This window comes from Flavobacterium jejuense (assembly GCF_006491595.2).
GTDB lineage: Bacteria > Bacteroidota > Bacteroidia > Flavobacteriales > Flavobacteriaceae > Flavobacterium > Flavobacterium jejuense.
Genome location: NZ_VEVQ02000012.1, coordinates 38,960 through 52,332 on the forward strand (window position 1 = coordinate 38,960; position 13,373 = coordinate 52,332).

General features: G+C 29.5%; 9 protein-coding genes. 2 read left to right on the forward strand and 7 right to left on the reverse strand.

The features are described from left to right. Window positions 1-137: 137 nt before the first annotated feature. The 3 genes from cdd to porU form a co-directional block, all read right to left on the reverse strand. Complete coding sequence (cdd, locus tag FIA58_RS16150) at window positions 138-620, reverse strand: cytidine deaminase (protein ID WP_140963702.1); 483 nt, start codon at window positions 618-620, stop codon at window positions 138-140. Window positions 621-684: 64 nt separating this feature from the next. Further along, window positions 685-1,887: a type IX secretion system outer membrane channel protein PorV gene (gene porV / locus FIA58_RS16155; RefSeq protein ID WP_140963705.1), complete on the reverse strand. Its 1,203-nt coding sequence runs from the start codon at window positions 1,885-1,887 to the stop codon at window positions 685-687. A gap of 37 nt (window positions 1,888-1,924) precedes the next feature. After that, window positions 1,925-5,833, reverse strand: coding sequence for a type IX secretion system sortase PorU (gene porU / locus FIA58_RS16160; protein ID WP_140963708.1), 3,909 nt, complete (start codon window positions 5,831-5,833; stop codon window positions 1,925-1,927). Window positions 5,834-6,042: 209 nt separating this feature from the next. Here porU and gldJ point away from each other — a divergent pair, with 209 nt between their 5' ends. Beyond that, complete coding sequence (gene gldJ / locus FIA58_RS16165) at window positions 6,043-7,740, forward strand: gliding motility lipoprotein GldJ (protein WP_140963710.1); 1,698 nt, start codon at window positions 6,043-6,045, stop codon at window positions 7,738-7,740. Window positions 7,741-7,809: 69 nt separating this feature from the next. After that, window positions 7,810-9,090 carry a UDP-N-acetylmuramoyl-tripeptide--D-alanyl-D-alanine ligase gene (locus FIA58_RS16170; RefSeq protein WP_140963713.1) on the forward strand — a complete coding sequence of 427 codons (1,281 nt, stop codon included), beginning with the start codon at window positions 7,810-7,812 and terminating at the stop codon, window positions 9,088-9,090. A 371-nt stretch (window positions 9,091-9,461) separates the two neighbouring features. Here FIA58_RS16170 and mptB read toward each other — a convergent pair whose 3' ends face one another. From mptB to FIA58_RS16190, 4 genes are read right to left on the reverse strand one after another with little or no spacing between them, the layout of a single operon-like run. Beyond that, on the reverse strand, window positions 9,462-10,784 hold the full coding sequence (gene mptB / locus FIA58_RS16175; RefSeq protein WP_243754692.1) for a polyprenol phosphomannose-dependent alpha 1,6 mannosyltransferase MptB: 1,323 nt from the start codon (window positions 10,782-10,784) through the stop codon (window positions 9,462-9,464). Window positions 10,785-10,786: 2 nt separating this feature from the next. Continuing rightward, window positions 10,787-12,271 carry a cellulose synthase family protein gene (locus FIA58_RS16180; protein WP_140963715.1) on the reverse strand — a complete coding sequence of 495 codons (1,485 nt, stop codon included), beginning with the start codon at window positions 12,269-12,271 and terminating at the stop codon, window positions 10,787-10,789. Further along, window positions 12,271-12,969, reverse strand: coding sequence for a glycosyltransferase family 2 protein (locus tag FIA58_RS16185; protein ID WP_140963718.1), 699 nt, complete (start codon window positions 12,967-12,969; stop codon window positions 12,271-12,273). Before FIA58_RS16185 ends, FIA58_RS16180 begins: the two co-directional genes overlap by 1 nt. Next, window positions 12,966-13,370, reverse strand: coding sequence for a toxin-antitoxin system YwqK family antitoxin (locus FIA58_RS16190; protein ID WP_140963721.1), 405 nt, complete (start codon window positions 13,368-13,370; stop codon window positions 12,966-12,968). The genes FIA58_RS16185 and FIA58_RS16190 overlap by 4 nt, the downstream gene beginning before the upstream one ends. Window positions 13,371-13,373 lie beyond the last annotated feature (3 nt).

Here is a 13,373-nt window from a genome sequence, read left to right on the forward strand (position 1 = left end):
TACAAAAAAAGATAAAAACTTCATTTGAAAAATTTTACAAAAAGCAAAAATACTACATACTAGCTTATTGAAAAAATTAATTCTTATCAATTTTCTTTATTTTATTACGAATATCTTATATTTTATCAACGATAACGTTATAGATGCTTTTTCTCAAAGAGAAAGGGTAATAAATTTTTCAATGAATTTGAATGATATACCTTCCCTTTTGAACCCATAAAATAAATCTCAATTTCAACATCTTGCTTCATCTCATATTCAGCAATTGACTGCCTACAAGAACCACATGGTGGTATAGGATCTTCTAATTCTCTATCTTGAGGAGATGCTGAGATAAATAATTTTAAAACCTTAGCATTAGGATAATTTGCTCCTGCATAAAAAATAGCTACTCGTTCTGCACATAATCCAGATGGATAAGCAGCATTTTCCTGATTAGAACCTAAAATAACTTCATTATTATCTAATAAAACCGCGGTTCCAACACTAAATTTAGAATAAGGCGCATATGCTTTTTTTCTTGCTTCAATAGCCTGTAACATAATTTTTTTATCTTCTAATTTAAGTTCTTCTAGAGAATCATAAACTGAAAATGTTGTTGTAATAGTAATTTGCTTCATATATAAGGAAAAAAAATCCAAACTCTAGAAGAATTTGGACACTTTAATTTTTATTATTTTTATATTATAATTCGTCATAACCATCACCAAAATTAAACGATAGTGAAAAACGAAGCGTATTTTCTAATGGATTCCTAACTTTAGATGCTGAGAACAAATAAGAAACATCAATTTTAACTGCATTATATTTAAATCCAGCCCCCAAAGTAAAATATTTTCTAGCTCCTTTTGTAGGACTTTCGTGAAAATATCCTGTTCTTAATGCAAAAGAATCTTGATAAGCATATTCAGCTCCTAAAGCATAAGTAAACTCCTTTAATTCTTCACCAAATCCATCTGGAGCATCATTAAAAGATTTAAAAATACCACTTACCCAGCCTGTTTTTCTATACTCTAAACTATTTGCACTATTAAGATTTCTTGCATCTTCTCTTTCTGTAGAATCAATGGTTCCGTCTCCATTTGAATCTATCGGAAATACTTCAGCAGGAGGTGTTGGCACCAATAATTTTGTTATTTCCGCAGAAACTGCCACTTTATTATATTCATCAAAAATAAAATCAAAACCTGCCCCTAAACGCATATTAGAAGGAATGAAATTTGAATTTTCTATTAGTTTATCATTATCATAATTAATTTTTGGACCTAAATTTTGGAAGTTAAAACCTGCTCTCCATCTACCATTAAAATCCTGATAAGCAATTTCTTCTGATTGATAATACCCAGCTATATCGACCGCAAAAGTAGTAGCTGCTGTAGCATCATTACCAACTCCAGCAATTTTCAAGTTAGAACGAATGAATCTACCACCAACAGCCATAGAAAAACGCTCACTCAATTTTAAAGAGTATGAACCGTCTAGAGCCAACTCATTAGGACTAACAACATTTTGTAGATCACCAGAAGCATTTGTTAATTGAATATCTCCCAAACCAAAATATCGGAGCGAACCCGCAAAAGCACTTCTTTCATTAATTCTATTAAAGTAAGTTACTTGCCCTAACGAGATATCATTAGCTATACTAGTTAAATAAGGAGTATAACTCAAAGAAAAACCTTGCTTTTCTAAAGAAAAAGCATACTTAGCAGGATTATGTTGCTGTGAAAAAGCATCTGTAGAAGTTGCCACACCCATATCACCCATACCTGCAGATCTTGCATCAGCAGCAATTAATAAAAAAGGAACTCCTGTCGTAATAACTCTTTCCTGAGCTTTTAAATATTGACCTGTTATAAATATAGTTAATAAAACTGCTATTTTCTTCATTCTTATTGTAAATTAATTAGACAAATATAATATTTTATTACAGTATTACAAGTTTCTCGTATTTTTCTGCTGAATCACCATTACTTGCAGACCTTACTGTTAACTTATAAACATAAACACCTTTACCAATTTTATCACCAAAATCGTCTTTCCCATCCCATTTTATATCTCTACATAAAAACCCATCTGTAACAACTTGTTGATTAATAGTTCTTACCAACTTTCCAGTAATTGTTAAAATTTGAACCTGAACATCAAGTGGCTCAAATGGTCTATTATGAGTAAACCAAAACTCTGTATAACTAACAAAAGGATTTGGATAATTAAGCACCCTTTCCAAGGTAATATTTTCACTTCCACAAACAGCGTTAAATTGAATTTCTGTTGTTACCAAATTATTATACACATCCCAAGCTTTAAAAACAATAGTATGCAATCCAGGTGAAAGATCTCTAAATTGGTATCTTATTTTACCTCGAGTGTAATCATCATTTTCAGTTTCATAATAATCATTTAAAACATAAGGATTTGATTCGTCACCATCTAAAATAGCCACAATATCATGACCAATCCCACTAGCTGTATTAATTCCATTTTCATCCTCTAAAAAAGCCAGCAATATAGGAGAACAATTAGAAATACTTCCAGAGACAAAACTCTCATCATTTAAGTACAACCTAACAACAGGCGGAGTATTATCAGCTGGAGCATTAGTGTTCACACCACCAATAAGTATATCTTTATTATAACCTGCTTGATTTTCCAAGACAGGATTATTCCTTTTTGAGTAAAAGCTGATTTTTCCGTTTCCAACAGGAATTTTAATATCTTGAGGAACTACAAAACTCAGCTCAAAAACACCGTTATTAACAGAAGCATTTCCTCTAAAAATAGTCTCCCCAGAAGTATTAAAACCCATAGTAATTAATTGCCCTGCAGGAAAAAAAACACCTTCAATTGTTGTTCCAGAAGGAGATGGAGAAACTACACCATTATTCCCTAACGTAGTTCTATTAATATCTTTATCAAAAATTTGGACTGCCAAATCACCATTATAATTAGAAATAACAGCATCATTCTCATCTACTATAGCTCCTTTAATTTTCATCAAGCTTAATGCCTGAAAAGTTCCTGTAAATTGATCTATAGGAACATCATTAACTTCAGTAAGTACCACTTTAGGCTTAGGAATTGCCAATTTTAAGGCTGGATCACCAATGTAAAAAACAACCCTTCTATTATCTGATGTTCCAGGTTGCAACTTCACTAATCGAAGTGCTTCAGCAATTGTCGGATATTCATTTGACCCAAAAGCATACAATCTAGCGTTTAACAAATCATTCATCACAAGACCAGTTGTAACACCTATTAACCTTGTAGTTGCGATTAAACTAACTGCCCCACCCTGAGCATTCCAATACATATATTCTCCACCAGAAAAACGATTCGGATCATCAAAACGAGTAAAATCACAAGTAATAGTTATAAACAAAGGATATCTGTATGGATTATATAAATTTTGAGCATCTAACTTTTCAAACAAACGCTCCCTTGCTAATGACTCTTCACTACCATGTCCCAAATAATTTACCACTAACGCACCTAAACGCAACGCATCAAGAAAATCATTCTTTGCATCAGGATAACGCTCGCCACCTGCTGCCACTTGCTGAATATAGGCATCAGTATGTATTTTTTTAACATTTACAAAAGGTTTTTGTGAGGTTAAATCATCTGCCAAATTATTCAAAGCAAATTGTAATTGTGCATCTCCTTGAGTATCTGCATCATCCGAATAGATTATATAACTATTTCTCCACCTTCCATACGATTGTTCATCATGATAATCAATAACTTTATCAACCATTTCCTGAGCTTGTTGCACGGACGAAACCAACATCCTTCCTACTGCTATATCTATTCCATCAATACTGTTAGTCATTGGTCCTTCATTATCATCCATTAATCCAAAAAAATCATCTGATATAAAAGCAGTAAACAAAGACATATTTGATGAATTATTAACTTCACCTGCATTAGGATTAAAACCATGAAAAACTGGAACGACATTAGTATTATTTGTTAATCTATCTTTATAATCATAAGAAGCATCTCCAAAAAGATTAACATATTTTACTCTTTTTGAAGGATCAGAAGCATTTCTATAAACATATCTCACAAAATTTCGAATTGCCGCAACATCTTGTTTACCAGAACTAAATTCTTTATATATTGATTCTAAATTAACTACTTTAACAACCAAACCTGAGTTATTTCTATGAAAATTAGCCAAACGTTCGGCTTGATTTATTAAAAATTCTGGTGAAATAATTAAATAATCAATATCCTGAAAATCACCCTGATTATTATTAAAAATGGTTCCTTTTAAATTTTGATTTGAAACATTTGTCATGGTTTCTTTTAAAGGTATATAAAAATCCCCATTATCAATCGCGATATATTTTTTCTGAAAACCAAGAGAAACCTTAAATGAAAAAACCGATTGATTTGGATTTGAATAACTAGTCACATTAGAAATATCTGTAACATCCCAAACTTGATTTATTGAATTTGCATTAGAAATAGTATATTGACCAACACCAATATTATTTTGTTCATCCTCATTATAAAACAAAAACTGTTTCCCATAACCTTGCAAATTCCTCTTTGCTTTCAACATAATAAAATCTAAATAACCATTAGACGAAGGCACCCCTCCATTATTATAAATTAAATCAATAGAAACTGTTGGTGCCGCAGGAAAAGTAGTATTCAATACATTCTCAAAACCTTCTGCTGTACCTCCATTTTGTAAAGCCAAAAAACTAACATTACCTAAAGATTGATTATTAGCCTTAACTTGAAACGAAGTATTACCAAAAGAAACCGAAGCCATGTTAACTTTTATTGCAATTGGCACAGATAAATCTACATTAGGAATAGAAAAATTAAAATTCTGATTATTATTAACATTAAATGCTTCTCCAAACCATCTTCTACCAACTTTAGCAATATTAACTAAATCCTTTTCATAAATTATAGTATCATCAAATTTACTGAAATTTAATGATGCACTAGCTGATGGCTCTGATGCAGAAAAAATTCTTTTCCCCTGACCACCATTCGAAGTAACATAATAATAAGATTTATCAGAAAATAAATTATTTTTAGTTAAACTTTCTTCATTCCAAGTATCAACACCTTCTGCGTAAAACAAAATATAATCACTATCATTAAAGACACCATCACTTTCACCAATAAACTGAATCGCATTCTCCTCGATATCCTCAGGATAATCAGTACTATTCAACAATGGAAGCATTCTTCCACCATTACCGTAAATTTTAATATTTCTAGGATCAACATTTACATCAAAACCTAAACTTTGTAAAAAAGATTTAGAAATTTTATAAACACCAGATTTTTCAACATAAAAACGATACCAGTTTCCTGACGCAAAAACTGAATTAGTTATACTATTTATACCAAAAAAACGATTAGAACTACTTTTAAAATTATAATTGTAATTTAAAGAAACAACCTTCTTATACACATTCCCATTTTTAACAATAGGTGAAAATGAGAACAAAGAAACAACTTGATCCCTAGCAAAAAAAGATTCTATTTTCGGAAGCAAAGAATTAGGTATTTTGTCTTTATTCAAATTAAGCAATTCCACTTCAGACAAAACTTGGTAAGAAACATTAGTCACCTGCAAAGAGTTTTCATCAATAAGATCAGGTAAAAGTTCTTCTCTCTTATAAGAAATAACCCCTTCTACTACATCTAAAGAAAAAAACAAACCATCAAAACTAGGGTACTTTCTTTCAAAACCATTATTAGAATAGACTACTCCATCGTTCCATTTTAAATTAATAGATTTATTATTTTGAGCACTTATAACAGTGCCAATCAAAAGAAAGGCGTATAATAATTTCTTTTTCATTAGAAGAATAACGTAATTTGCATTTTAATATTACAAAGAGAAATAAAAAAAATTAAAATATCTTATTTGTGCAATAAAAAATAAAATAAATCGTTGTAATAAAGCAATTTTAACATAAAATTAATTTTTTTTTACATTTTTTTAAAATCATGTTGCAAATTAACACATAATTACTATCTTGCGACACTAAATTTATTACCTACTAGAGTATGAAAATTAAGCAAATTATGACTTTGAAGGCGTTATTGATATTATCAATAACTATTGGTTTGAGCAGTTGTAGCAAAAGTTCTAGCACAAAAGGAGCCTCAAGAGCTACTGGATGGAAGATTAACGATAAAAATGGTGGCTTCCAACACAATTCTAACTACACTAAACAAGAAACACCTCCTGGAATGGTTCCAGTCGAAGGAGGTACTTTCACAATGGGAAAAGTACAGGATGATGTAATGCATGATTGGAATAATTCTCCAAGTCAGCAGCACATTCAATCTTTTTACATGGACGAAACTGAAGTAACTAACTTAATGTATACTGAATACTTATTTTGGTTAAAAACAGTTTTCCCACCAACAGAAGAGAATTACAAAAACATATACACAGGTGCAATTCCTGATACTTTAGTTTGGAGAAACCGTCTTGGTTACAACGAAACTATGACGAACAACTACTTAAGACACCCTGCTTATTCGGAGTACCCTGTAGTTGGTGTTAACTGGATTCAAGCGGTAGAGTTTAGTAAGTGGAGAACAGACCGTGTTAACGAGAACATGTTAGAGAAAAATGGATATCTAAAAAAAGATGCTAAGATAAGCTTAGGATCTGATGTTACAGCTGAATCAACATTCAGTACTGAAACTTATTTAGCTGCTCCAACAAAAACATTTGGTGGAAACGAAGACATACTTTTAAAAAGAGAAATGAATGGAGGAAGAAAAGAAGTTTCTGATACTGCTATAAATGTTTATGCACAAATCAATTCTGGCTTAATCCTTCCTGAATTCAGGCTACCTACAGAAGCAGAATGGGAATACGCTGCGTCAGCATTAGTTGGAAACAGAGAGTTCAACATATATAAAGGACAAAAAAAATACCCTTGGAACGGTCAATACACACGTTCAGGATCAAGACAACAAAGAGGTGATCAGTTAGCAAACTTCAAACAAGGCAGAGGTGATTATGGTGGAATTGCTGGATGGAGTGACGATGGTGCTGACATTACAAATAAAGTAAAGAGCTATCCTGCAAACGACTTTGGTCTATATGATATGGCTGGAAATGTAGCTGAATGGGTAGCCGATGTATACAGACCTGTAGTAGATGATGAAGCAAATGATTTCAACTACTATAGAGGAAATGTGTATATGAAGAATAAAATTGGTGAAGATGGAATTGTTGAAGTTGTAACTGCCGAAAACATCAAATATGACACTTTAAGTAATGGTAAAATTTTAGCAAGAAATTTCCCAGGACAAGTTGCTCAAGTACCTGTTGACCAAGAAGAAACTTACTTAAGACAAAACTTTTCAACTTCTGACAATAGAGATTATAGAGATGGAGACAAGCCTTCTACAAGATATTTTGACTTTGGGTCAGAAGATGATGATGAAGGTAAAGACAACAAAAGAATGTATGAGTCACCTAGACATTCAATTTCTGTTGATAGTGCTAGTGGCGAAATGAATAAAAAATATGATAAATCTGACAAAAGAACTACTTTAGTAAACAACGAAGTAAGAGTTTACAAAGGAGGATCTTGGAGAGATAGAGCATATTGGTTAGATCCAGCATCTAGAAGATATTTCCCTCAAGATATGGCAACTGATTACATTGGGTTTAGAAATGCAATGTCTAAAGTTGGACCTAAATCAAACAAGAAATCTCCTAGAGGTAATCCAAAATTCTAAGACAAAAATAATTTTCATATTAAAAGCCCATTTTTTTTAAAAAATGGGCTTTTTTATTATATTCGCTTTATGAATACTGAAGACATATACGCAAAATTTATAGAGTGTAACTCTGTGATAACTGATACAAGAAAAATAATAAAAAACGATCTTTTTTTCGCACTAAAAGGTGATAAATTTGACGCAAATACATTCGCAAAAGAAGCCTTAGAAAAAGGAGCAAAATATGTCATAATAGACAACAAGGATTATTATATTGACAACCGTACTATACTAGTATCAGATACACTAAATACTCTACAAAAACTTGCTAATTTTCATAGAAGAACATTAAAAGCAAAAATCATAGCCTTAACTGGTAGCAATGGAAAAACGACAACAAAGGAGTTAATCAATTGTGTACTATCAAAGAAGTTTAAGACTATAGCTACTATCGGAAATCTCAACAACCATATAGGTGTTCCTTTAACACTATTATCACTAACAAAAGAAACTGAAATAGGCATTATTGAAATGGGTGCTAATCACAAAAAAGAAATAGAATTTCTTTGTGGTATTGCGGAACCCGATTATGGATATATAACTAATTTTGGAAAAGCACATCTAGAAGGCTTTGGAGGAGTTGAGGGTGTAATAGAAGGTAAAAGTGAATTATATAAATACATCCAGAAAGAAAACAAAGAACTTTTTGTAAATCTTGACGATGAATTACAAAATGAGAAAACCAAGAATAGTAAAAGATATACTTTTTCAACAAATAAAAACAGTGATGTTGTAATAAAAGATATAATTGCTAACCCAATGGTTGAAGTTAATTATATGAATGAAATAATAAAATCAAATTTAATTGGCATCTATAATGCAAACAATATTAACGCTGCTATAACCATTGGCAACTTTTTTTCAGTTGAAAGCAACTTAATAAAAGAGGCTATCGAAAACTATATTCCAACAAATAATAGATCTCAACTGATCCAAAAAAACAACAATCAAATTATTCTAGATGCTTATAATGCAAATCCTAGTAGTATGAATGCTGCAATTGAAAACTTTGCCCAACTTAATCAAAATAATAAAATAATTATTTTTGGTGATATGTTTGAACTTGGTCTCGAAAGCTTAAAAGAACATGAAAAAATTGTTGCAAAATTAAATAAACAAAAAGGTCTAACTTGTTATTTTATTGGAAATGATTTTTACTCTAACAAAATAAACAAAAAGAATTTTTATTTTTTTGATACTTTCGAGAATTTCACAAATTTATTTATAAAACAAATCCCTAAAAATGGATTATTTTTAATAAAAGGTTCTAGAGGAATGGCTTTAGAAAGAGTTTTAGAACTTCTCTAAACAACTTAAATTGCACTTTTAACATTCTTTTCAAATTGACAACAAATAGCTTTAAAAATTTAAAATTACTTTCTCTCAAAATAATCTTTCAAAAAATCAGTTTGACTATCACTATTTAAAACATTTTTAATAAATTTTATCTAGTTAACTTTATCAAAAACTGAACACCATATAGCTAAAAGCAATCAAAATATCATTATTTATATTTATTTAGCATAAGACTTCTCTATTTTGAATTACTATCATTAGAACTATATTAAAAACTCCATAGTTTGAATAAGATTAAATTCAAGGATTCTTCCTTTTTACATAAAAAAACATTAATTTCACTACAATAAAACCACTTAATTACCATACTCACTCTTATTTAATTAAAATAAATCAGTGTGTTTTTTCTTGAGTTCATAAAAAAGGTAACCAAACACAAACAAGTACTCTAAGAAGATTAAAAAAAGATTTTCTTTAAAAGGAACTTGACTATACGCAAAATAACTAATAACTATGACAAAACTCCAAATTACAACAAACCTATATTTAGTAAAAATTGATATAATTAACAAATTAATTATATACCAAGGATGAATGGTAGTTGATAAAAAAAAGTAAATAGCAAGTGCAAACAAGCTATTTATAAAAAAACAATTATATGTTTTATTCTTTCTAAAGAGGGAATAAAAAAGAATAATTACAATTAAAAAAATAGGAGTAATTTTCCCAATAATACCTATTGTATTATACCCTTTAACCCAATAACCTATTTCTCTAAATATATAGTAAAAACTCGCATTAAATTCAAAATTCACAAACCACAAAGAAATCGTTTCTGAGTAATTATGAATTAATGTTTCAGATACAAAAGGAAGAAAAAGAATAAGATTAAGCACTATAACTATTGTATAAAAAACAATACTCTTTTTAAAACCTAACATTTGATAAAAAAAAGGCAACAACAACAATGGTAACAACTTCGTTGATATAGACAAAGCAATAAACAAAGCGCTAATTATCCATTTATCTTTAAAAAACAAAAACACTCCCAAAATAAAAAAAAACAACATTACACCTTCAAAATGAACATTACCAACTAGTTCTATAATGACTAAAGGATTTAAAAAATACAAAAAAACATTCTTAGAATTCAAATTTAGCATATTTAGTATTTTTTTACCAAAATGATAAATTCCAATATCTGAAAAAAGGATTATTATTTTAAAAATAAAGGATGAAAAAAAAATAGATTTAGGAGAAAAAAAAGCAGCAACTGCAAAAAAGAACTGATTAATTGGTGGATAATTTGAAAAATGAGATGCGCTTAAATTACCCATTCCATTATATAATTCCTGAGATTGAAACATTGTTATATTTTCAATCACATCATTTGGACGAAATAAATAAGGACTAATTCCAGAGAGAACTAGCCTTCCATCCCAAATAAACCTATAAAAATCTTGTGACCAAAATGGCAAACAAAATAAGAATACTAATCTAAAAAAAACACCTATTATGAACAACTTTTTTTCAGAAAGCGATTGGGAATTATATAGAAAATAAAGAGCTATAAAAGCAAATGAATAAAATAAAAACAAATGGAAGAAATTATCCCTAACTACAAAATAACCTAAACTAACATAAGCTATAATAGATAAAATAACAAGGTAAGCCTCTTTATATTTTTTTATAAAAGAAATATTCAATTTCAAGTTGATTTAAATGATTTTATAAAAACATATCCATAACCTATCAATAACATTAAATGAAAAGGCAATAGTCCATAATCATTTAATAAATATCCACTATAAATACCGAATAGAAAATATAAAACCAAAAACCCTTCTACAATAGTATTTTTAGAAATTTTGTGAGATATATAAATATTTTCTTTCCATTTTTCTTTTAATGTCTCTATATTGAATTTTGGAGTTCTTACAAATTCACTTTTTTTACCAATTAATCCTTCTAAAACAGCTATTGAATTCTGAAAAGAAAATCCCATAGCAATAGTATAAAAAGTAAAAAACATTCTAATATATCTAAAAAAATTACTAACTCCTCCACCATTGATTTTCTTATATGTAAACCAATAACATATAAAAAAAATAATCGATGTCACCACAAAAAATGCAACAATGTTAAACAATATTGTTAGTTGTGGATATTCGTTTTTTATATACAAAACTGGCACACTTAAAACTGCCATTGCAAAAACGCATAAAAACATAGAACTATTCAGAAGGTGTAATAAACCATGGAATTTTGTTTTAGTTGTAACATTATGAGCTTCTATAATACATTTTGACATTTTTTTAAAGTTTTCTGCACCACCTTTATTCCATCTAAATTGCTGAGAACGTGCAGCACTCAAGACCGCTGGAAGTTCGGCTGGAGTTTCTATATCTTCCAAATAAACAAATTCCCATTCCTTTAATTGTGCTCTATAACTTAAATCTAAATCCTCAGTCAAAGTATCACTTTCCCAATTTCCTGCATCTATAATACATGATTTTCTCCAAACGCCAGCAGTTCCATTAAAATTAATAAAGTGCTTTTTAGAATTACGTCCCACTTGTTCTAAAGTAAAATGGGCATCTAAAGCAAAGGCTTGAATCTTTGTCAATAAAGAAAAGTTTCTGTTAATATGACCCCATCTTGTTTGAACTACTCCAACTTTTCCATCTTTAAAGTAAGGAATCGTCTTAAGAAGCCAGTCTGTTTTTGGAACAAAATCTGCATCAAAAATAGCTATAAAATCGCCTTTTGCTGTTTTTAAACCTGCTTTTAAAGCACCTGCTTTAAAACCTATTCTATTTTCTCTACAAATATGTTGAATATCTATTCCTCTTTTTGAAATCTCATTAATTATTCTTTTTGTTTCTATAACTGAATCATCAATGGAATCATCTAAAACTTGAATTTCAAGTTTTTCAATTGGATATTCTAATTTTGAGATTGTTTGAAGTAATCTTTCAACTACATATTTTTCATTAAAAACGGGAAGCTGAATAGTTACAAAAGGAATTTCAGAAGTGTTTTCAAAGTCAAATTGTTGTCTTTTTAATACTTGTTTTTTGCTTTTCAAATAGTTTAAAAGCAAATTAAACTGAGCTAAACTATAGAAAAAAATCAATACTATTGCTAAGCTGTAAAAAAACAATATTATGTAAGAAAGTATAAGATATATCATTATTTCTTTAAACTATATTTAAGTATCCACCCTATTATTTTTACTCCTGCCATTACTGTACCTTTTACAGTTCCTGATACTTTTGAAACACCTATTCTATTTTTATATTGAACAGGAATTTCAACATATGTCAAATTTTGTTTTAAAGCCTTTAACTGCATTTCCACTGTCCATCCATAGGTCTTATCTTCCATATGCAAAGCTAGCAATTTTTGATATTCAATAGCTCTAAACGGACCCAAATCAGAGAACTTAGCATTAAAAAAAACCTTCATTAAAAACGTCGCTAACCAATTACCAAAAACTTGTTGAGGAGTCATTGCTCCTTTTTCTCGAAGTCTCTTCACTCTTGCACCAATTACAAAATTAACTTCTTTATTTACAATAGGTTCAATAATTTTTAATAACTCTTCTGGATAATCCGAATAATCACCATCTAAAAAAACAATTATATCTGGATCTTCATTTTGTTCTTTTATGTAATCTAAGCCTTTTAAACAAGCATAACCGTATCCTTTTCTAGATTCAAATAGAACAGTTGCTCCAGCATTTTCAGCAACTTCAGCCGTTTTATCAATAGAATTATTATCGACTACAATAACTTCGGAAACAATATTGGGAATTTCATTTATTACATTAACTATCGCCTTCTCTTCATTAAAAGCAGGAATAATCACTTTTATTCTTGGTTGTATCATAAAAACAGAAACGGATTATCTTTTTTGAAAGCCGCTACACTTTCCCATTGATTAGTTTTTTTATTCATAAAATATTCTTCGGCTCGTATAATTTTATTCTTTTTGTATATAATTGTAAATCCGTTTAATTTATTGTTTTCAAATTCACTTTTTTTAATAACCTTTCCATTATCATTATAAAAAATCCACCATTTTATCTTTTGATCATCTTCAAAATGCCCTTCTTCTTTTTTGGTTCCATCAGTATAATAAAAAAACCAATAATCTACTTTTTTATTATTTTCTATCCAACCTTCCTCTTTCAACTTGCCATTGTTATAATAGTTCTTTATGTATTTTTTTTGTCCAAAAGCGAAAGATACAATTAAGAAAAAGAAACATACTATTACTAACTTGTTCATATT

What these genes read in the sequence shown, in the direction of transcription:
- FIA58_RS16170 (WP_140963713.1), top strand. Translation starts at nt 7,810, where the DNA reads ATGAATACTGAAGACATATACGCAAAATTTATAGAGTGTAACTCTGTG.
- FIA58_RS16190 (WP_140963721.1), bottom strand. Translation starts at nt 13,370, where the DNA reads ATGAACAAGTTAGTAATAGTATGTTTCTTTTTCTTAATTGTATCTTTC.
- FIA58_RS16180 (WP_140963715.1), bottom strand. Translation starts at nt 12,271, where the DNA reads ATGATATATCTTATACTTTCTTACATAATATTGTTTTTTTACAGCTTA.
- FIA58_RS16185 (WP_140963718.1), bottom strand. Translation starts at nt 12,969, where the DNA reads ATGATACAACCAAGAATAAAAGTGATTATTCCTGCTTTTAATGAAGAG.
- porU (WP_140963708.1), bottom strand. Translation starts at nt 5,833, where the DNA reads ATGAAAAAGAAATTATTATACGCCTTTCTTTTGATTGGCACTGTTATA.
- cdd (WP_140963702.1), bottom strand. Translation starts at nt 620, where the DNA reads ATGAAGCAAATTACTATTACAACAACATTTTCAGTTTATGATTCTCTA.
- gldJ (WP_140963710.1), top strand. Translation starts at nt 6,043, where the DNA reads ATGAAAATTAAGCAAATTATGACTTTGAAGGCGTTATTGATATTATCA.
- porV (WP_140963705.1), bottom strand. Translation starts at nt 1,887, where the DNA reads ATGAAGAAAATAGCAGTTTTATTAACTATATTTATAACAGGTCAATAT.